The following is a 20942-nucleotide window of genomic DNA, read 5'->3' on the forward strand; positions in this document are numbered from 1 at the left end:
GCCATCCAGACCTTGTGACCTGCGCCACTCGCGAAAACCTAGCAGTCACATGGTTTTCGGCTCTACGTTGACCCTGCCGATCCGCCGCCGATCCGCCGCCGGTCACGCCGTCCAGGAGCCGTCATGAACGCCAGCCCCGACAGACCCGAGTACCAGGACGCCTCGCTGCCCGTCGCCCGGCGCGTGGAGGACCTGCTTTCCCGCATGACCCTGGAGGAGAAGGCCGGCCAGCTCTTCCACTCGATGCTGATGATGAACGCGGACGGCACCCCGGTCACCGAGACCGACGGCTCGATGCTCCCCCTCACCACGCCCGAGCTGGTCGAGGACCGCTTCGTCACCCACTTCAACCTGCTCGGCTCCCACGGGGCCCGCGAGATGGCCCGGTGGCAGAACGCCGTCCAGGAGATGGCCGCCGGCACCCGCCTGGGCATCCCCGTCACCCTGTCCACCGACCCGCGCCACACCTTCACCGACAACCCCGGCGCCTCCTTCAACGCCGGCGCCTTCTCCGCCTGGCCGGAGGCCCTCGGGCTGGCCGCCATCGGCGACCCCGAGCTCGTCCACCGGTTCGCCGACACCGTCCGCCGCGAGTACCTCGCCGTCGGCTTCCGCGTTGCCCTGCACCCACAGATCGACCTGGCCAGCGAGCCCCGCTGGGCCCGCCAGTCCGGCACCTTCGGCTCCGACGCCCGCCTGACCGCCGAGCTCGTACGCGCCTACGTACGCGGGCTGCAGGGCCCGGCGCTCGGGCCCGGCTCGGTCTCCGCGATGGTCAAGCACTTCCCCGGCGGCGGCCCCCAGAAGGACGGCGAGGACCCGCACTTCGCGCACGGCAAGGAGCAGGTCTATCCGGGCGGCATGCGCGAACACCATCTGGAGCCCTTCAAGGCGGCGATAGCCGCCGGATGCGCGCAGATGATGCCGTACTACGGCCAGCCGGTCGGCACCGACTGGGAGGAGGTCGGCTTCGGCTTCAACAAGGGCGTGGTCACCGGCCTGCTCCGGGAGGAGCTCGGCTTCGACGGCATCGTGTGCACCGACTGGGGCCTGCTCAACGACGCCACGATCTTCGGGCAGAAGCACCCGGCCCGCGCGTGGGGCCTGGAGCACCTGAGCCCGGCCGAACGGGCGGCCCGCGCCCTGGAGGCCGGCTGCGACCAGTTCGGCGGCGAGCAGTGCCCCGAGGTCGTCGTGGAGCTGGTCCGCTCGGGCCGCGTCCCGCAGTCCCGGATCGACGCGTCCGTGCGCCGCCTGCTGCGCGAGAAGTTCACGCTCGGCCTGTTCGAGGACCCGTACGTGGACCCCGACGCGGCCGAGGAGACCGTCGGCCGGGCCGACTTCACCGCGCTCGGCGCCGCCGCCCAGCGGCGCTCCCTGACCGTCCTCACCAACCCCCGGGGCCTGCTCCCGCTCGCCGCCCGGCCGAAGCTGTACGTGCGGGGCGTGGACGCGGCCGTGGCCGCCGCGTACGGCGAGGTCGTCGCCGACCCGGCCGCCGCCGACCTGGCCGTACTGCGGCTGCGGACCCCGTACGAGCCGCGGGAGAACCTCTTCGAGTCCTACTTCCACTCCGGCTCCCTGGCCTTCCCCGAGCCGGAGCTGGGCGCGATCCTGGCCCTCCTGGACCGCGTCCCCACCCTGGTCTGCATCAACCTGGAGCGGGCGGCCGTCGTCCCGGAGATCGCCGAACGCGCGGCGGCACTGGTCGCCGACTACGGAGCGTCCGACTCCGCGCTACTCGACGTGGCCTTCGGCCGGGCCGCCGCCGAGGGACGCCTGCCCTTCGAGCTCCCGCGTTCGATGGCGGCGGTCGCGGCATCCCGCCCCGATGTGCCGAACGACACTCACGACCCGGTCTTCCCCCACGGCCACGGACTGGCCTTGTAGGCCCCCTCCAAAAGGGATCCGACGAGGCCGAAGCCGGTGGGGCACCTGACCGCCCCACCCGCCGGGTGCCGGTCCCGTGGGGGGTCCGGCACCCGGTACAACCCATTCCATTTACTCAGGTCCAGCGCATATGCCGTGTCCGAACCCCACGTAGCCGCAGGCCGGAGCCTCCTCTACGCTGCACCCCATTCAGCGGGATCTTCAGGGGCGGACATGGAACAGACACACACCACCCACACCGGCGCCGCGGCAACACCCGGCGCCCAGCGGCGTGTGCTCGTCGTCGAGGACGACCGCACCATCGCGGAGGCCATCGCGGCCCGGCTGCGCGCCGAGGGCTTCCAGGTACAGACGGCCACCGACGGTCCCGCGGCCGTCGCCGCGGCGGAGAGCTGGCTGCCCGAGCTGCTGGTCCTCGACGTCATGCTGCCCGGCTTCGACGGGCTGGAGGTCTGCCGCCGGGTCCAGGCACAGCGCCCGGTCCCGGTGCTGATGCTCACCGCCCGGGACGACGAGACCGACATGCTGGTCGGGCTGGGCGTCGGCGCCGACGACTACATGACGAAGCCGTTCTCCATGCGCGAGCTGGCCGCGCGCGTCCACGTCCTGCTGCGGCGGGTGGAGCGGGCCACGATCGCCGCCCACACCCCGCGCGGCGCCACCCTGCGCCTGGGCGACCTGGAGATCGACCACGCGCAGCGCCGGGTCCGGGTGCAGACCGAGGACGTCCACCTGACCCCGACCGAGTTCGACCTGCTGGTGTGCCTGGCCGGGACACCGCGGGCCGTGCTCTCCCGGGAGCAGCTGCTGGCGGAGGTCTGGGACTGGGCCGACGCGTCCGGGACCCGTACGGTCGACAGCCACATCAAGGCCCTGCGGCGGAAGATCGGCGCCGAGCGGATCCGTACGGTCCACGGCGTCGGGTACGCCCTGGAGACGCCGGCCCAGCCGTGAACGGCCGGGCGGAGGGGCCACGCCAGCGCCAGCGGCCCACCGGAGGGCTGCGGCCCTTCTCGCCGTTCTCGATCAAGACCAAGCTCGGCACGCTGGTGGTCGTCTCGGTCTTCATCACGACCGGCCTGCTGCTGGTGGCCCTGCGCACCGACACCGAGCTGCGGTTCATCACCGTCTTCTCGGTGATCGCCTCGATGCTGATCACCCAGTTCGTGGCGCACAGCCTGACGGCGCCGCTGGACGACATGACGACGGTGGCCCGGGCGATATCCCACGGCGATTTCACGCGGCGGGTGCGGGGCGCCGGACGCCGCGACGAGCTGGGCGACCTGGCCTCCACGATCAACCTGATGGCGGACGACCTGGAGGCCGTGGACCGGCACCGCAAGGAACTCGTCGCCAACGTCTCGCACGAGCTGCGCACACCGATCGCCGCGCTGCGGGCGGTGCTGGAGAACGTCGTCGACGGGGTCTCGGCCGCCGACCCGGAGACCATGCGCACCATGCTGAAGCAGACCGAGCGCCTCGGCCGGCTCGTGGAGACCCTGCTGGACCTGTCCCGGGTGGACAACGGGGTCGTGCCGCTGAAGGCCCGCCGCTTCGAGGTCTGGCCGTACCTGTCCGGGGTGCTGAAGGAGTCGGGGCTGGCGGCCTCCGGCCGGCCGGGGCTGCTCTCCGGCTCCGGCGGACACACCCGCAACGACGTCCACCTGCACCTGGACGTCTTCCCGCCCGACCTGTGCGCGTACGCCGACGCCGAGCGGCTGCACCAGGTGGTGGCCAACCTGATCGACAACGCGGTCAAGCACAGCCCGCCGCACGGGCGGGTCACGGTCCGCGCCCGGGCCGGCGAGACGCCCGGGGACCTGGTGCTGGAGGTCCGGGACGAGGGCCCCGGCATCCCGGAGGCCGAGCGCCACCGGGTCTTCGAGCGGTTCAACCGGGGCAGCGCCCGGGGCGGCGACGGCGGCACCGGACTGGGCCTGGCGATCGCCCGCTGGGCCGTGGAGCTGCACGGCGGCCGGATCGGGGTGGCCGAATCGTCACGTGGCTGCCGCATCCTCGTCACGCTTCCGGGCAGCTCGTAGGTCCCGTGTTGACGTAGGGTTCGACTGGGAAGGACATGATCTCGGCCACACGTACCCGGGGTCCGTCAGGGGTGCGAAGCCAAGGGGGCCGCAACCTCGGTGCCCCCTACCCGAACCAGGCTGGTTTCCCGCCATTCCACGTCATGAAACCCGCCGTTCGATGTGACCTGCACGACGTAAGTCCCGCCCGGCCTGCATGCAGCGGTCCAGGAGGCGTAGCCTTTATTCCCGCTGTCCATACCTTGTGAAGCGGAAGAGGGCGGTTGCCGCCGTGTCGCCACAGTCCCCCAGTAACTCGAGCACCACGACCGAAGCAGCAGAGGGCGGGAAGAACCCTGCCTCAGGCTTCGGCGCGAATGAGTGGCTCGTCGACGAGATCTATCAGCAGTACCTCCAGGACCCGCAGTCGGTCGACCGCGCCTGGTGGGACTTCTTCGCCGACTACAAGCCGGGGGGCGCTGCCGCTCCGGTGACGTCGGCCGGTCCCGATAAGTCCACGCCGACGGACGGCGCCTCCGCACAGGCCGCCACCGCCGTCGCCAGGACCCCGCAGGTCGCCGACGCCGCCACGGGGGCGGCGGACGCCGCGCCCGCGCACACCGCGACGCCGACTCCTCCGCCTGTGTCAGCTCCTGCCCCTGCTCCTGCCATCCCCTCTGGTGCCCCTGCTGTGACTGTCACCTCCCAGGCCCCGGCCGCCGCACCGGCCGCGCCCGCTCCCGCCTCCGTAGCCCCGCAGAAGGCCGCGCCCGCCACCGAGGCCCCCGCGGGCCCCGAGCTGGTGACGCTCCGCGGCCCGGCGGCTGCCGTGGCCAAGAACATGAACGCCTCCCTCGACGTCCCGACGGCCACGTCCGTCCGCGCCGTCCCGGTGAAGCTGCTGTTCGACAACCGCATCGTCATCAACAACCACCTGAAGCGGGCCCGGGGCGGGAAGATCTCCTTCACGCACCTCATCGGCTACGCCATGGTCCAGGCCATCAAGGCCATGCCGTCGATGAACTACTCCTTCGCGGAGAAGGACGGCAAGCCGACCCTGGTCAAGCCCGACCACGTGAACTTCGGCCTCGCCATCGACCTGGTGAAGCCCAACGGCGACCGCCAGCTCGTCGTCGCCGGCATCAAGAAGGCCGAGACCCTCAACTTCTTCGAGTTCTGGCAGGCCTACGAGGACATCGTCCGCCGCGCCCGCGTCGGCAAGCTGACGATGGACGACTTCACCGGCGTGACGTGCTCCCTGACCAACCCCGGCGGCCTGGGCACCGTCCACTCCGTGCCCCGCCTGATGCCCGGACAGTCGGTCATCATGGGCGTCGGCTCCATGGACTACCCCGCCGAGTTCCAGGGCACCTCGCAGGACACCCTGAACAAGCTGGGCATCTCCAAGGTCATGACCCTGACCTCGACCTACGACCACCGGGTCATCCAGGGTGCGGCCTCCGGCGAGTTCCTGCGCATCGTCGCGAACCTGCTCCTCGGCGAGAACGGCTTCTACGACTCCGTCTTCGAGTCGCTGCGCATCCCGTACGAGCCGGTCCGCTGGAACCGCGACATCGACGCCTCGCACGACGACGACGTCACGAAGGCCGCCCGCGTCTTCGAGCTGATCCACTCCTACCGGGTCCGCGGCCACGTCATGGCCGACACCGACCCGCTCGAGTACAAGCAGCGCAAGCACCCCGACCTCGACATCACCGAGCACGGCCTCACCCTGTGGGACCTGGAGCGCGAGTTCGCCGTCGGCGGCTTCTCCGGCAAGTCCATGATGAAGCTGCGCGACATCCTCGGCGTCCTGCGCGACTCGTACTGCCGCACCACCGGCGTCGAGTTCATGCACATCCAGGACCCGAAGCAGCGCCGCTGGATCCAGGACCGCATCGAGCGCCCGCACACCAAGCCGGAGCGCGAGGAGCAGCTGCGCATCCTGCGCCGCCTGAACGCGGCGGAGGCCTTCGAGACCTTCCTGCAGACGAAGTACGTCGGCCAGAAGCGCTTCTCCCTGGAGGGCGGCGAGTCCGTCATCCCGCTGCTCGACGCCGTCATCGACTCGGCCGCCGAGGCCCGCCTCGAAGAGGTCGTCATCGGCATGGCCCACCGCGGCCGCCTGAACGTGCTCGCGAACATCGTCGGCAAGTCGTACGCGCAGATCTTCCGCGAGTTCGAGGGCAACCTCGACCCGAAGTCCATGCACGGCTCCGGCGACGTCAAGTACCACCTGGGCGCCGAGGGCACCTTCACCGGCCTCGACGGCGAGCAGATCAAGGTCTCGCTCGTCGCGAACCCCTCCCACCTAGAGGCGGTCGACCCGGTCCTGGAGGGTGTCGCCCGCGCCAAGCAGGACGTCATCAACAAGGGCGGCACGGACTTCACGGTCCTCCCGCTCGCGCTCCACGGCGACGCGGCCTTCGCCGGCCAGGGCGTCGTCGCCGAGACGCTGAACATGTCGCAGCTGCGCGGCTACCGCACCGGCGGCACCGTGCACGTGGTCATCAACAACCAGGTCGGCTTCACCGCCGCCCCGGAGTCCTCGCGTTCCTCGATGTACGCGACCGACGTGGCCCGCATGATCGAGGCGCCGATCTTCCACGTGAACGGCGACGACCCGGAGGCCGTCGTCCGCGTCGCGCGGCTCGCCTTCGAGTTCCGCCAGGCGTTCAACAAGGACGTGGTCATCGACCTCATCTGCTACCGCCGCCGCGGCCACAACGAGTCCGACAACCCGGCCTTCACCCAGCCGCTGATGTATGACCTGATCGACAAGAAGCGCTCGGTGCGCAAGCTCTACACCGAGTCCCTCATCGGTCGTGGCGACATCACCCTGGAAGAGGCCGAGCAGGCGCTCCAGGACTTCCAGGGCCAGCTGGAGAAGGTCTTCGCGGAGGTCCGCGAGGCCGCCACGGCCCCGGCCGTCGGCGCCCCGGTCGCGCCCGCGCAGACCGCGCAGGAATTCCCGGTCAAGGTCAACACCGCGATCTCCCAGGACGTCGTCAAGCGGATCGCCGAGTCCCAGGTCACCATCCCCGAGGGCGTCACCGTCCACCCGCGCCTGCTGCCGCAGCTGCAGCGCCGCGCGGCGATGATCGACGAGGGCACCATCGACTGGGGCATGGGCGAGACCCTCGCCTTCGGCTCGCTGCTCATGGAGGGCACCCCGGTCCGGCTGTCCGGCCAGGACTCCCGCCGCGGCACCTTCGGCCAGCGCCACGCGGTCCTCATCGACCGGGAGACGGGCGAGGACTACACCCCGCTCCTCTACCTGTCCGAGGACCAGGCCCGCTACAACGTCTACGACTCGCTGCTCTCCGAGTACGCGGCCATGGGCTTCGAGTACGGCTACTCGCTGGCCCGTCCGGACGCGCTGGTCCTGTGGGAGGCCCAGTTCGGTGACTTCGTCAACGGCGCGCAGACCGTCGTCGACGAGTTCATCTCCTCGGCCGAGCAGAAGTGGGGCCAGACCTCCGGCGTCACCCTGCTCCTCCCGCACGGCTACGAGGGCCAGGGCCCGGACCACTCGTCCGCGCGCCCCGAGCGCTTCCTGCAGATGTGCGCGCAGGACAACATGACGGTGGCCATGCCCACCCTCCCGTCCAACTACTTCCACCTCCTGCGCTGGCAGGTCCACAACCCGCACCACAAGCCGCTCATCGTCTTCACCCCGAAGTCGATGCTGCGTCTGAAGGCCGCGGCGTCGAAGGCGGAGGAGTTCACGAGCGGTTCGTTCCGTCCGGTCATCGGTGACACCACCGTGGACGCGAACGCCGTCCGCAAGGTCGTCTTCTGCGCCGGCAAGGTCTACTACGACCTGGAGGCCGAGCGCGAGAAGCGCGGCATCACGGACACCGCGATCATCCGCATCGAGCGCCTGTACCCGCTCCCGGGTGCCGAGCTCCAGGCCGAGATCGCCAAGTTCCCGAACGCGGCGAAGTACATCTGGGCGCAGGAGGAGCCGGCGAACCAGGGTGCGTGGCCGTTCATCGCGCTGAACCTGATCGACCACCTCGACCTGGCGGTCGGTGCGGACGTCCCGGCGGGCGAGCGCCTGCGGCGCATCTCGCGCCCGCACGGCTCGTCCCCGGCGGTGGGCTCCGCGAAGCGCCACCAGGCGGAGCAGCAGCTCCTCCTGAACGAGGTCTTCGAGGCGTAACCCCGGCAGCACCAGGAAGGCCCGGCCCCCAAGGGGGCCGGGCCTTCCGGCTTCCCCCGGCACCCGGGGCCTTCACCCCCGCGGCCCCGGCCTGCCGGCCGGTGGCCGCCCACCCACCCCCGGGGCGCGGCGGGGTCGGAGCGCGGCTGGGCCGATGGCGGCGAGCCAGGAAGTACGGCGCGGTACCGGGACGGTGTCCGTACGAGGCGGCATCAGAGCTGTCTTGGGGGTTTCCCGTCAGTCCCATCGTCTCTCCGGTTCGCGCCGACCCCTCAAGGGCGCTCCTTCGTCGCGTCGCTGCGCGATGGCCTACGGCCACCCTTGACCGCCCGTCCCGCCCCGGACATACGAGGACAGCCGGGAACCCCCCAAAGGAACGGGCCGGGCCTTTCTTTTCAGGGACGGCCACATCAGCGATGCGCGGGGCGGTCGGCGAAGCGCGTCTAATCGCTACGCGCTCCTGTCGTGAAGCGTCCGCAGGCCCCTGTGGCTGGACATAGGCCGCCATCGATCGCTACGCGCTTCTCCGAGACCGCGTCCGCCCCTCGTTCGGGGCTGGGAGGAGCACGGAAAAGGATTCGTCCGCATACGGCGGCTTCTCTACGCTGACTCGCAGCGGGAGTGCGCGTATTTCCGCAGGTTGCGACGCCGTGGCAGAGCGGCCCATTGCGATCGACGTGGCGGAGGTCCCTTCCACGACCCAAGCCAGGTGCCCGCCCTCAGTCAGCAGCTCCTCGAACGCGCCCGCGTCGGATGGGAACGCTTCGCTTCCTCCTTCGAGGAATCATCGGATGACTGACCGGTACGAATACCTGCCTCATCACCTGCTGCGCCGCCGTGTGCGCGATATCGCGTCCGGGGTCGAGGGCGAGCTCATGGCCGTGATCAACGAGGACGTCTCGCACTCCGTCCATCCCCACTGGGTGGAGCTGGCCTACATCCGGGGCCCGTCCGGCCGCGAATTCTCCACAGCAGTCGCCAACATCGAGTCAGCCGAACTCCACCCGGGGCAAAACACCTGACCAGCCCCAGGCGGTCTGCGGACGCGGGCAGGGAGAAGCGCGTAGCGATCGATGGCGGCTTATGCCCAGCCCAAGAGACCTGCGGACGCCTTCCGGCAGGAGCGCGTAGCGATGTGGGGCGCACCGGGCTCCGCCCGGGCAGCGCTGATCGCCCCGATGGTGTCTTGATCCCCCGGCCCGTCCCTTTGGGGGCTTCCCGGCAGTCTTTCGGATTTCCGGGGCGGGACGGGCGGTCAAGGGTGGAGCGCAGCGACATCGCGTAGCGACGCGACCGAAGGGAGCGCCCTTGAGGGACCGGCACGACACGGAGAGACGATGGGACTGCCGGGAAACCCCCAGCACATCACTGACTGCCGGGTACGCAGATCGGCCTCGCCGAAGCCGTTGTGCTGCGAGGCGGCACGCCCGTACGGAGTTCGCCTGCTCCGTACGCCGTCCGGCAGGCCGTCGTCTCGCGCCCCACTCCCGAGGGGGCGGGTGGGCAGCCGCCGGCCCGGGGCGCGGGGGCCGCGGGGGTGAAGGCGCCGAGTGCGCGTGGGCTCGTACACCCCGCTCCCCCGCGCCCGTCGCGCCCACCCCCCGCCTACGGCTGGGGTTCGAAGTCCCAGTACGGGCGGGCTCGTTGCTTCGCCGAGACCGTGTGGACGTGTTGGGCGCCCAGGGTGCGGGTCAGGCCCTTGATGCCCGCGTCCTCGTGTTTGCCCGCCTCCGTGTCCTCGCGTACGGACCGCAGGTCCGCGGCCAGGGCGATCTGGGCGCTCAGCGTCATCGGGTGGTCGGGGCCCAGGACCCGTTCCGCGGTCCGCAGGGTTTCCCGGCTGAGGTCCAGGGCGTCCTCCAGCCGCCCGGTGATGTTGCGGTGTCCGGTGGCGTTGAGGGCGCAGCCCAGCGTCCAGGGGTGCCGGCTGCCGAGCGCGCCCCGCATGCCCACCAGCGCCTGCTCGGCGAGGGAGAGGCCCTCGGCGCGTTCGCCCTGTGCGCGCAGGACCAGGCCGAGGTTGCCGACGGTGCCGATGCTGTACGGGTGGGCGAGGCCGAGCTGCGACTGGTAGCCGCGGACGACGTCTTCGGAGATGCGGCGGGCCTCGCCGATGTCGCCGTACTCCCTGAGGTAGGTGGCGTAGTCGGAGGCGACCATCAGGGTCCACGGGTAGTCCACGCCGAAGACGCGCGTCGCGCGTTCCCAGACGGTGCGCAGGCGCAGGCCCGCGCCGGGGATGTCGCCGGAGCGGCGCAGGCACAGGCCGAGGTTGTGCTCGGCGCGCAGGGTCTGGGGGTGGCCGAGTCCCAGCACCTGGGTGTTGAGCTTGACGCCCTGTTCCTGCCGGGTCTGGGCCTCCCTGTAGCGGCCCATGAGCCGCAGTCCCATGGCGCAGGCGATGCCGGAGGCGAGGGTGGAGATGTGCAGGGGCATCAGGACGCGTTCGCGGCGGCGCAGGGTGTCCAGGTCGAGGTCGTAGGCGTCCTGGTAGCGGCCGAGGAGGCGGTAGGTCGCGGCGAGGTTGTTCTGTGCGTCGAGGGTGATGGAGTCGTCCTCGCCGAGCAGTTCGCGGTAGGTGGCCAGGCAGTGCTCGAAGATCTCGCGGGCTGGTTCGAACTTGGCGATGCACAGCAGGACGCCGCCGTAGGCGCTGGTGGCGCGCAGGCTCTCCAGGTCCTGGTCGCCGCGTTCCCCGGTGAGCCGGTCGGCGACGGCCCTGGTGAGGATCTCGGCGCGGCGGAACAGGCCGAGGTTGCGCAGGGAGTTCCCGTACTGGTAGCTGAGCTCCCGGACCTTGGGGTGGTCATCGCCGAGCCGGGCGCGCCAGATCTGGTCGGTCTCCTCGCAGAGCCGCAGGCAGGTGCGGTATTCGCCGGCGAGGATCAGGTAGCGCAGGCAGTGGAGCAGGAAGTTCTGGATCCGCGGGTTGCTGCTGGTGATGACTCCTGAGGGGGTGAGGTGGGGGACGAGTTCGGCGTAGCGGGGCCAGAGCCGGGAGTCGGAGGGCCGGCCGGGGTCGGCTGCGGCGAGGACCTGGCGGACGGCCCGGGCGAGGGGTTCGGCCTCTTCCTCGGAGAGGTTCTCGCGGACGATGCCGTGGACCATGCGGTGCAGTTGTACGGTCTCCAGTCCGCCGCCGCCCTCCTCCACGGGGAGGTCGGAGTACTCCAGCCGTACGACGGAGAACTGGACGAGCTTGTTGAGGGCGCCGTTCCACCGGATCTGGTCGTTGATGAGGCCGGCGAGCTGTTCGGGCACGTCGTCGGCGGGGAATTCGCGCAGGAGGCGCAGCGGGACGGGACCGGGGGCGAAGAACACGAACAGCCGCAGCAGGGCAAGGGCGTCGGGGAAGTTCTCCCGGACGTTGTTGAGGAGTATGGCGAGGGCCGTGGGGAAGGGCAGCGGGTAGTCGTCGGAGACGGCGACGGCCTCGCGGGAGTCCATCCGGCGCTGGAGCAGGGCGAGGTAGTCGCCGACGGGCAGCGGGGAGTCGGCGAGCCAGCCGGCGGTCTGGTCGAGGGCGAGCGGGTAGTCCTCCAGGGCCTCGGCGAGCTGGTCGGCCTCGTCGGCGGTGAGGCGCAGGGCGCGGCGGCGGATGAAGGTGATCGACTCGGGGCGGGCGTAGAGGGGGACCTCGACGAGGCTGGTGTGCCGGGCGGCCCATTCGCGGTTGCGGGAGGTGATGATGACGTCGCCGGCGCCGCCGGAGGGCAGCAGGTCGATCAGGTCGTCGGGGTTGTCGCAGCCGTCGAAGACCATCAGCCAGCGGCTGTACGGGGTTCCGCGGCGCAGCGCTTCGAGGACTGCCCTGATCTGCTCGCCGTAGCTGCCGGCGCCGCGCGGGAGGCCGAGGGCGGGAGCGAGGTCGGCGAGGCGTTCGCGGAGGGTGGGGCGGTCCTCGGCGGGGACCCACCACACGACGTCGTACTCGGAGGCGAATCGGTAGGCGTACTCGGTGGCGACCTGTGTCTTGCCGACGCCGGAGAGGCCGAGGAGGGTGACGGTGGACGCGCCGGGCGGGGCTTCGGCGAGGGCCTGGCGCAGGGTGCCGATGACGTCGTTGCGGCCGGTGAAGCGGGGGTTGCGGCGGGGGACGCGGCCCCAGATCTCGGGCGGGTCGTTGGGGAAGCGGGGGCCGCGGCGGCCGGTTTCGGTGCCGATGCGGTCGGTGGGCAGTTCGAGGCGACGCAGGACGCGGTATTCGGCCTCGTACGCGTCGAGGCCCCACAGGTCGGTCTTCTCCAGTACGGCGACGGCGCTGGGCAGGGGTGCGTCGGTGAGGCAGACGGCGGCGAACCGGTCCGGGTGGTCGTCGGTGACGGCGCGCAGGGCGGTGTTCCACTCGTCGTCGGTGTGGGTGCCGGCGGAGAAGTAGCGTTCGCTGAGGACGAGGAGGACGCGGCTGCCGGAGCGGGCGAGGTCGTCGAGGGCCTGGGTGAGGCCGGGGCTGCTCTGCGGGTCCCAGCGCTGGAGGGCGACGCGGTGGCCGTGTTCTTCCAGGCGGTGGGCGATCCACACGGCCCAGGGACGGTTGAAGCCCGCGAAGCTGATGACGAAGCGCTGCGGCCGCTGGGGCTGGGGTGGCTGCTGGGGCTGTTGCGCCGATTCGCGGTCCTGCCGGCTACCGGTGGTCATGCGGCCGTCTCCCTGGGCTGCGGGCAGTGGACGGGACTGAAAAGGTACCGCAGCGGACGGTCCGTCAGACCTGTGCGAACGGGGCGAGTTCGGGGTGTGCCTCGCACCAGGCGCGGCGCTCGCGGTCGACCGCGCGACGGGCCGCGGTGTGCTGGTCACCGGGGGGCGGGAGCTCGTCCATGGCCCGTTCGGCGGAGGCCATCGCGTCGGTGAACTCCCGGCCCGCGGAGGTGAGTCGGTCGTGTGCGCGCAGGGCGGGCAGGACGGCGGCGACCTGGGCGCGGATCCGGGCGTGCTGGGCCCAGGCGCCGCGTGCTCCGTAGAGGGCGGCGCGCTGCCAGTACCCGGCCAGGGCCAGGTGGGCGTAGGCGCCGTGCAGGAGTCCCTCCAGGGGGCGGGGGTCGCTGCGCCAGGGGGCCCAGTGGCGGGGCGCGGCGTCGGCGGTGTGCAGGGTCAGGACGTCGGCGAGGGCGGTCAGTTTGCCGTGCTGGACCTCGTGGACGAGGGTCGCGGCGAGGGCGGGCGGGGCCTGCGCGCGGGCGAGTACGGAGCCGGCGGCCGCGGGGAGGGTGGCGCCGCTGGAGCGGGACCCGCCGGCCAGCGGTACGAGGGAGCGCAGCAGTTGTACGGTCTCCTCCGCGCGGACGGTGTCGTAGCGCTGGAGGAGGGTGAGGGCGCCGGACCACTGGGTGTCCCACCGTTTGTGGCCCTTGGGGGTGAGGCGGCGGGCGGGGCGCAGGGGTGCGGGCTGTGCGGGGCCGGGTGCCCGGTAGGGGTCGAGGTCGTCGAGGGCGGTGCGGCCTCCGGGGAGCGCGTGCAGGGGCAGTGTGGCGGGGTCTTCGGGGTCCCAGGAGCGTTCGGTGAGGACGAGCGGGCCGGGGCGGTCCGGGCGCAGCAGGCCGAGCGTGGGCAGGACGAGGCGGCCGTGCACGGGCCGCAGGGTGTGGGTGAAGGGGATCCGGGCGCGCAGGGCGGCGGCCGCGGCGAGGGCGCCGAGGTGGGCGAGGTCGGGCGGCGGGCCGAAGGGGGCGTGCAGCCGGCGCAGGGTTTCCTCGGCCCAGACGCCGGTGGCGGGGTAGTGCAGTACGTCGCGTACGGCGGCCGGGTCGTGGCGTTCGGCCTCCTCCAGCAGGGCCCAGTGGTCGGCGGTCTGGCCGGAGCTGCCGCAGGGGGCGGCGTCGAGTACGGCGCGGAGCAGGACCAGGCGCTTGGAGCGGCGTACGTCGCGGACCAGGCGGGTGCCGTCCGGGGAGGGCTCGGTGGAGGCGAGGGCGCGCAGGGTGCGGGAGGACACGGTGAAGGCGGCGAGGGCGGCGGTCATGAGGCGGCCGCCGGGGGGTGGGCGGCGGCGGCGTGCTGTACGGCGGTGGCGATGTGCCGGATCAGGACCTGGAGGTCGGCGCAGTAGACGGACGGCTGCCGGAAGCCCTCGCCGGCGCGGTAGCGGTGCGGGTAGTGGCCGCCGCCGCACACCTCGACGAGTTCGCAGGCGCGGCATCCGGCGGCGAGCGCGTCCCGCCCGAGCTGTCGGGCGGCGAAGCCGGGGTGTTCGAGGAGCTGGTCGAAGCTGTGGGTGTCGAGGGCCATGCCGGTGGCTGCGGCCCCCTCGTACGCGGATTTCAGCGAATCGGCCTGTTCGATGGAGCCGTCGGTCTCGATGACGGCGGTGGCGGCGGGCGCGAGCCCGAGGGTCTCGGTGGTGGCGGGCAGGCCGAGCAGCAGGGCGATGATCTCCTCGAAGAGGCGGATGCGGGTGCGTCGTGCTCCGTCGTGCCACCAGCGCTCGAAGACGGCGAGGAGCCAGTCGGCGTACGGGGTCCCGCCGGGGCGGCGGGCGGGGCCGGGGGGCGGCGGGGCGCTCCAGTTGGCGAGCGGGAGCAGCAGGCCGACGGTGGGCGGGGCGAAGGCGAGCAGGGACTCGTAGGTCTCGACCGGGTCCTGGTCGAGGTCGATGACGCAGAGCACGCCGGCGTAGCTGTCGGGGTGGCGTGCGAGCAGGCGCAGGCCGCGTGCGGCGGCGCCGAAGCCGGGGTGTCCGGCGTGGTCGACGCGGCGGGTGTTGTGCGCGGGCAGTCCTCCGTCGAGGCTGACGCCGACGCGGATCCCGGCGGCGGCCAGGGCGCTGAGGCGGCCGCGGGTGATCAGGGTGCCGTTGGTCTGGACGGTGGCGGTGATCCGGGTGCGGGGGGTGGTGGCGGCGAGGGCGGCGCGTACGGCCTCCACGGGCGCGGCCAGTACGGCGGGGGCGGTGAGGAGGGGTTCGCCGCCGTGCAGGACGAGGTCGACGCGGGGCAGGTCGTGGGCGGCGGCGTGCTCGGCGATCCGCTGCGCGGCTCGGGCGGTGGTGGCGGGGGCCATGGCGACGGGCTGGTCGCGCCAGCCCTGGTCGGCCATCTCGTAGACGTAGCAGTAGGTGCAGGCGAGGTTGCAGCGGCTGCGGGTCTTGAGGACGAACTGCCGGATGGGATGGGGCGGGTGTCCTGCGGCCCGCGCGGCGGCGACGTCGAGCCGGGTGTAGGGCCAGGGGGCGTTGCGGGCGTGCCGGCTCGCGTGCCGGGCGGAGCCCGGGTCCCGGGCGGGATCCGGCTGCGGCGTGGGGCCCGGTCCCGCGACGGGACCCGCGTGCGGCGCGCGCGCCTCGTGGGGCTCGACGCCCGCGTGTGGCGCGGGGCCCGCCGGCCCGGCCGGGCCGGGGGCGACGGGCGCGGGCAGCGCGGAGCCGCTCGTGATCGCTCGCCGCATCGCCGCGCTCCCTCCCCGCCCCACCGCCGGGGGCGCCCCGGCGGACGGTCCATCCCTGCCCTTCCGCCGGTCCCGGCTAACGGCGGAAAGTGGTCAACCCGTCCGCTCCCGCGGGGGCAGCAGCTTGAGGGCCGGCCCTCGAACTCCTGCGAACCGGGATCCGGGCACGGTGCCCATCCGCTCCCGCGGGGGCAGCAGCTTGAGGGCCAGCCCTCGAACTCCTACAGACCGGGATCCGGGCACGGCGCCCCTCCGCTCCCGCGGGGGCAGCAGCTTGAGGGCCAGCCCTCGAACTCCTACAGACCGGGATCCGGGCACGGCGCCCCTCCGCTCCCGCGGGGGCAGCAGCTTGAGGGCCAGCCCTCGAACTCCTACAGACCGGGATCCGGGCCCGGTGCGGGCCGGTCGCGGTGCCGCGGAGGGGTGTCTCCTCGGCTCGCGCCAGGCGGGCACTTCTCGGTTGTGCGGGGTGGTTGCGCGCTCGTCCTGCGGGGACACCCCTCCCCGTCCCCGCTCCAGCAGTACGAGCCCGGTTCCGAAAGCACCGGAGCGCCGGCGTGGGGTGGGGACACGGCGGAGTGTCCCCGCAGGACGAGCGCGCAACCCCGGCCGCCTCGCCGCGACACACCCGCACGCGCCGAGCCGAGGAGACACTCCGGCGGGGCACCGCCCCACCCCATCCATCCCGCCCCACGGATACCATCCACCCCGGCAGGAGCCGAGCGGCCGAAGCCGCCCCGCGAGAACCGCCACCCCGGCGGGAGCCGAAGGTCAGGCCGCGCTGGAGTCGAAGGCGTTGAGGATTTCGGCCGGGTGGGTCACGCGTTCGACCAGGCCTTCGATCACCTCGGCCAGCACGGGATGGTCGATCCCGCGCAGCGCGGCCAGGTCGAGCCCGGAGAGGTCCGGCAGTCGCCCCGGGCATCCCGGGGCGGAGGCCGGCGCCATGTCCTGACGTTTCGTCACCATGTGCCGCCGCTCCCCATGTCGCGTCGCATTCCGGACGGTTCCCTGCCTTTTCCCCCGGGCCGGTCGGCGGAAACAGCGGCCCGTGCCCGCGGCCGGGTGGTCACTGCCCCGCCTCCAGGGCCCGTACGCGCGCACGGAGCCCCTCGGAGCGCCCGTCGGGGTCGGTGCCGATCCGCTTCCAGAGCTGGAGCGCCGAGCGGTACTCCTCCAGGGCGGCCCTGGGCCGTGCGAGCCGCTCCAGCACCTCCCCGCGGGATTCCTGCACGCGCGCGGCCAGGCGCAGCGCGGTGTCCTCGCGCCCCGCCCGGCCGTCGTGTTCCTCGCGGCCCTCATGGTCGTCGCGGCCCTCGCGGTCGGCCTCAAGGGCGGCCCGCCAGGCCAGCCGGTAGGACTCGGCCGCCCGGTCGAGGCGGTCCGCGGCCCGCGTGTGGCCGTGGATCTCCTGCTGCACGTCGCCGTGGTCCCGCCAGGCGCGGGCCCGTTCCATCGGGCCGCGGCCGTTGCGGACGGCCAGTTCCAGCAGGTACTCCGCCTCCCGCAGGTCGACCGCGTCCCTCTCGTAGGCGTGCCGCAGCCGCAGCCCGGTGGCCAGCCGCATCAGCCGGTGCGCGGCTCCGGGGTCGGACTGCGGGACCGCCGCCCGGCTCTCGCGCAGCACGCGGACGGCCGCCCCGGTGAACCGGCGGCCGCCGACGCTGCGGGCCCGGTCCAGGAGTACGTCCCCCCACTCGGGCAGGAGTTCCCGGAAGGCCTCCCCGTCGCGGGGTACGAGCCTGCGGGCGCGGCCGTACGCCTCGGCCGCGTCCTCCAGGGCCGCCGGGTCGGCGTCGCGCGCGTGCCGCTCGCGGTGCACCCGGGCCAGGCACAGCAGGGCGGCCACCCGCAGCTCCGGGTCCCCGCCGGTCTCCTCCAGGGCGGCGGCCAGCTGCGCGGCGGCCTCCTCCAGCCGGGCGGGCAGGTGGCGCAGTGCGTCGGCCAGTTCCACGCGCACCTGCGCGGCCCCCGTCCCGGCGCGGCCGGTCCCGGCCGGCGGGGCGGCCAGGACCGCGGTCAGGCGGGCCGCCGCCTCCTCGGCCAGGGCGGTGCGCTCGGCCGGGTCGGGGGTGCGGGGCAGGAGGGCCAGCAGGACCCGGCCGAGGGCCAGGTGCAGCTCGGGAGACGGACCGGGATGCGGCTCCGGGTTCGTCTCGGGGGGCGCCTGCGGGTCCGGGCCGGGGTCACCGCCGGGAACGGGGCCCGCCAGGGGTTCGAGGGCCGCGCGGGCCGCGCGCAGCGCGCCCGAGTCCTCGCGCAGCCCGCCGAGCCGGATCAGGGTCTCGGCCCGCCGTACCGCGCAGTCCCGCCGCAGCTCGGGGTCGGCCGAGGCGGCCGCGGCCGCGAACTCTCGGTCCGCCGCCGCGAGGAGTTCGGGGTCCGGGCCGGCGGCGAGCGCCCGCTCGTACAGCACCCGCCCGCGCACCGCGCACGCCGCGGCGGTCCGCAGCCCGGTCACGGCCCGCTCCGCCTCGGCGAGGAGTGCGAGGTCCCGTTCGGCCGCCCACAGCCGCAGCAGCGCCCCCGCCAGTTCCGTCTCGGCCTCCTCCGGCGGGTCCGCGGGTCCGGCCGGGGCCGTCACCGCCCGCCGCAGGACCGCCACGGCCTCGTGCAGGGCCCGTGCGCCCGTGTCGCCGTCGGCGTCCGCGTCCGCGAGCCGGTCCCGGGCGGCGCGCACCGCCCCCGCCCGTGCGATCAGGGGGGCCGCCGCGGGTTCCCGTACCGGCCGCCCGTCCTGCGGCATGCCGGGCAGGTAGCGGCGTACGACTTTGGCCGAAACCTGTGCGAAGGCCTGCGGGAGCCGCCCCTCGGGGGCCCCTTCCCCGTCGTCCGGCCCGGGGGCCGCCACCGCCGGCCCCACGCCGGTCAGCTGGGCGACCGCGAGCGCGGGGAAGTTGCGTACGCCCGCCCCGAAGTGTGCCCGTACGTACTCCGAGCAGTGCTTGAGGACCAGCGCTGCCTCGTCCCGTCCCAGTGGCCCCAGCAGGACGTCCTGCACCCCGGGCACGAACTCGTACCAGTGCCCCGGGCCCGGGCCGCTGCGCCTCAGCAGCCCGCTGAGCAGCACTTCCGCCAGGTCCGACGGCTCGGAGTCCGGCAGCATCGTGCGCTGCACCAGCCGCATCACGGGCAGCGTCAGCGGGGCCGCCGACAGGTACACGGCCAGCTGTACGGCGCGGGGCGCGGCCGAGGAGCGGAACCGTGCCACGAGTTCCCGCGGCGGGCGGACGGCGGGCGGTGGGGGGACTGGCGCGGCCGGGTGGCCGGCCCGTACGCGGCCCACCTCGGCGGCGACCGGCCCGGTGCCGAGGCCGGCGACGAGCCGGGCCCACGCCCCGAGGGCGGTCGGGCTGGGCGGCAGCACCGGCACGGCGATCCCGCCCGTGGGCCGCCCGGGCGGCGCCGGCCGGTCCGGCCGGAACCGCAGCTTCTGCCCGGCGCCCTCCAGCCGGGCGAGGGTGCCCCGCTCGGTCGGCAGCCAGCTGCGCCCCCACAGTCGCTGCGGCAGGGGCTGGACCACCATGCAGGGGGTGCATTCGGCCCAGCGGTACAGCAGCCGCTGCGCCGCCCCCTCGCGCCACAGCGGGCCGGCGCAGTCGGAGACCACCATGGTCAGGGCGCGGCCGGTCGGGTCCCGCAGCTGGTCCCCGGAGCGCAGTGCGGAACCGGGGCCGGGGCCGCGTCCGAGCGCTGCCGTGCCGTCCGGGCGGCGGTGCAGGTAGTGCACCTGGACGTCCCGGAAGGCCCCCAACCGCTCGCAGACGGTGCGCAGTTCCTCGAACATGTCCTGCCAGACGGCCATCGAGGGCGAGGCGTCCATCACGAGCCGTACGGTCGCCTCGCGCCGGTTCTCCGGGCGGAGCACGGGGATGAGCAGCCCGAGGGCGCGGGCGCTGGCGTCGGCGGTGGCGCCCTCGTCGATCACCAGCCGGGTGGGCGGGGCGGGCGGGCGGTGCCGCTGGAGGGCGCGCAGGGCCCGCTGGACGTCGAGGATGCGGGGCAGGGCGGCGGCCCCGGGCACGCGTACGGGCACTCCGTACTCCTCGGGCGACTCCTCGGGCGTCCCGCCCTCGGCCTCTGCGGCGGGGTGCGCCCCGGGGGCGTAGAGCCGCACCGGGTCCTCGGTGTCCGCCTCCGCGCGTACGGGCTCCACGGGTTCCGCGGCGGGATCCTCGGGCTCGGCTTCCGGGCCGGCCCCCGGGGCTGCCGGCAGGGCGGGTCCGGGGCCGCGGATGTGCCCGGCGAGCCAGAGGGCGTCGGCGAGTTCCTCGGCGGACGGGTCGAGCCCGGCGGCCCGCAGCAGGGCGGCCAGTTCACGGACACCGGGCTCGGCGGGCGGCGCCGCGGCGGCGGCGCAGGAGGGTTCGACGGCGCAGGGGGGTTCGGCGGGTTCGGCGGGCTCGGACACGGCCGGTCACCTCGGGCGGTCGAGGCGCTGGATGAGGAGGTCAGCGAGGTCCTCCCGGGTCGCCGGGGAGGCGTAGTGGGTGAGGTAGACGGCGTTGAGGAGCTGGTCGGCGGCGACCAGCTCGGACTGGGAGCGGCCCAGGAACTCGCGGATCAGGTCGCCGCCGAGCCGGGCGGCCTCCTCGCCGAGGTGGGCGCGGACCATGGTGGCCAGCCGCTTCTCGCCGGGCTGCCCGAGTTTGAGCTGGATGCAGCGCCGCAGCAGGGCGGCGGGGAAGTCCCGCTCGCCGTTGCTGGTCAGGATGATGAAGGGGAAGGCCCGGCAGCGGACCCGGCCGCCCCGCACGGTCGCCTTCGTCCCGTCGTCGGTGAGGACCTCGACCTCGGGCTGGGCGTCGGCGACGCGCTCCAGCTCGGGGAGGGCGAACTCCCCTTCCTCCAGGACGTTCAGGAGGTCGTTGGGGAGGTCTATGTCGCTCTTGTCGAGCTCGTCGACGAGGAGCACGCGGGGTCGTGCGGTGGGCAGCAGGGCGGTGCCCAGGGGACCGAGCCGGATGTACTTCCCGATGCCGGGGACGGCGCCGGGCAGCGTGCCCGGGGCCCCGCCGTCCGCCCCCGCGCCGCCGGCCGCGAGCTGCACGTCCTGGAGCCGGGCGAGGGCGTCGTAGCGGTAGAGCCCGTCCTGGAGCACGGTCCGCGAGACCACCGGCCAGCGCAGCACCCGTCCCAGCTTCAGCTCGTGGGCGACGGAGTGCGCGAGGGTGGACTTCCCGGTTCCGGGGAGGCCGGTGACGAGCAGCGGCCGCCGAAGGTACAGCGCCGCGTTGATCGCCTCCAGTTCCTCGGGCTCCGGCCGGTGCAGTTCGGCGGCCTGCCGGTGGGCTCCGAGCCGGCGGGCGACGTTGCCCTCGGCGGCCGCGGCCGCGGGGCCCGGCTCCACGACGGGCCCGCCGTCGAAGTCCCTCCAGGGCGGCGGGTCGGGCAGGGCGTCGATGCCGTCGTGGGGCTCGCCGACGCCGCGGTAGATGAGCCAGTCGTCGTTCATGGTGCGTGTTCCCTCCCTCGAATCCGCCGGG

General features: G+C 73.6%; 11 protein-coding genes. 5 read left to right on the forward strand and 6 right to left on the reverse strand.

All coding sequences use genetic code 11. The annotated features are described in order from the left end of the window. Positions 1–123 precede the first annotated feature (123 nt). The 5 genes from OHA91_RS13165 (at position 124) to OHA91_RS13185 (ending at position 9098) form a co-directional block, all read left to right on the forward strand. Positions 124–1890 (forward strand): glycoside hydrolase family 3 protein, encoded by a 1767-nt coding sequence (locus tag OHA91_RS13165; RefSeq protein WP_328739265.1) that lies wholly within the window; start codon positions 124–126, stop codon positions 1888–1890. Between the two features lie 213 nt (positions 1891–2103). Further along, complete coding sequence (locus tag OHA91_RS13170) at positions 2104–2844, forward strand: response regulator transcription factor (RefSeq protein ID WP_030028984.1); 741 nt, start codon at positions 2104–2106, stop codon at positions 2842–2844. Further along, positions 2841–3932, forward strand: a complete 1092-nt coding sequence (locus tag OHA91_RS13175; RefSeq protein ID WP_381624761.1) for a HAMP domain-containing sensor histidine kinase — start codon at positions 2841–2843, stop codon at positions 3930–3932. The genes OHA91_RS13170 and OHA91_RS13175 overlap by 4 nt, the downstream gene beginning before the upstream one ends. Positions 3933–4203: 271 nt before the next feature. After that, on the forward strand, positions 4204–8076 hold the full coding sequence (locus OHA91_RS13180) for a multifunctional oxoglutarate decarboxylase/oxoglutarate dehydrogenase thiamine pyrophosphate-binding subunit/dihydrolipoyllysine-residue succinyltransferase subunit (protein WP_031151669.1): 3873 nt from the start codon (positions 4204–4206) through the stop codon (positions 8074–8076). Positions 8077–8867: 791 nt separating this feature from the next. Beyond that, positions 8868–9098, forward strand: a complete 231-nt coding sequence (locus tag OHA91_RS13185; protein ID WP_266497771.1) for a hypothetical protein — start codon at positions 8868–8870, stop codon at positions 9096–9098. A gap of 583 nt (positions 9099–9681) precedes the next feature. Here OHA91_RS13185 and fxsT read toward each other — a convergent pair. The 6 genes from fxsT to OHA91_RS13215 form a co-directional block, all read right to left on the reverse strand. Beyond that, positions 9682–12714 (reverse strand): FxSxx-COOH system tetratricopeptide repeat protein, encoded by a 3033-nt coding sequence (gene fxsT, locus OHA91_RS13190; protein ID WP_031151667.1) that lies wholly within the window; start codon positions 12712–12714, stop codon positions 9682–9684. Positions 12715–12778: 64 nt separating this feature from the next. Then, complete coding sequence (locus OHA91_RS13195; RefSeq protein WP_328739266.1) at positions 12779–14035, reverse strand: HEXXH motif domain-containing protein; 1257 nt, start codon at positions 14033–14035, stop codon at positions 12779–12781. Beyond that, positions 14032–15456, reverse strand: coding sequence for an FxsB family cyclophane-forming radical SAM/SPASM peptide maturase (locus OHA91_RS13200; RefSeq protein ID WP_328739267.1), 1425 nt, complete (start codon positions 15454–15456; stop codon positions 14032–14034). The genes OHA91_RS13195 and OHA91_RS13200 overlap by 4 nt, the downstream gene beginning before the upstream one ends. Before the next feature lie 771 nt (positions 15457–16227). Next, positions 16228–16425, reverse strand: coding sequence for an FxSxx-COOH cyclophane-containing RiPP peptide (gene fxsA, locus OHA91_RS13205; protein ID WP_031151664.1), 198 nt, complete (start codon positions 16423–16425; stop codon positions 16228–16230). 100 nt (positions 16426–16525) lie between these two features. Continuing rightward, positions 16526–19867, reverse strand: coding sequence for an SAV_2336 N-terminal domain-related protein (locus tag OHA91_RS13210; RefSeq protein WP_328739268.1), 3342 nt, complete (start codon positions 19865–19867; stop codon positions 16526–16528). 6 nt (positions 19868–19873) lie between these two features. Further along, the gene (locus tag OHA91_RS13215) at positions 19874–20911 is read right to left on the reverse strand and encodes an AAA family ATPase (protein ID WP_266497783.1); all 1038 of its coding nucleotides are present in this window, start codon (positions 20909–20911) and stop codon (positions 19874–19876) included. Positions 20912–20942 lie beyond the last annotated feature (31 nt).

It is taken from the genome of Streptomyces erythrochromogenes (genome assembly GCF_036170895.1).
GTDB lineage: Bacteria > Actinomycetota > Actinomycetes > Streptomycetales > Streptomycetaceae > Streptomyces > Streptomyces erythrochromogenes.

Excerpts from the sequence above, each read along its gene's own strand:
- OHA91_RS13215 (WP_266497783.1), bottom strand. The coding sequence starts at position 20,911 with ATGAACGACGACTGGCTCATCTACCGCGGCGTCGGCGAGCCCCACGAC.
- fxsT (WP_031151667.1), bottom strand. The coding sequence starts at position 12,714 with ATGACCACCGGTAGCCGGCAGGACCGCGAATCGGCGCAACAGCCCCAG.
- OHA91_RS13200 (WP_328739267.1), bottom strand. The coding sequence starts at position 15,456 with ATGCGGCGAGCGATCACGAGCGGCTCCGCGCTGCCCGCGCCCGTCGCC.
- OHA91_RS13170 (WP_030028984.1), top strand. The coding sequence starts at position 2,104 with ATGGAACAGACACACACCACCCACACCGGCGCCGCGGCAACACCCGGC.
- OHA91_RS13185 (WP_266497771.1), top strand. The coding sequence starts at position 8,868 with ATGACTGACCGGTACGAATACCTGCCTCATCACCTGCTGCGCCGCCGT.
- OHA91_RS13195 (WP_328739266.1), bottom strand. The coding sequence starts at position 14,035 with ATGACCGCCGCCCTCGCCGCCTTCACCGTGTCCTCCCGCACCCTGCGC.
- fxsA (WP_031151664.1), bottom strand. The coding sequence starts at position 16,425 with ATGGTGACGAAACGTCAGGACATGGCGCCGGCCTCCGCCCCGGGATGC.
- OHA91_RS13165 (WP_328739265.1), top strand. The coding sequence starts at position 124 with ATGAACGCCAGCCCCGACAGACCCGAGTACCAGGACGCCTCGCTGCCC.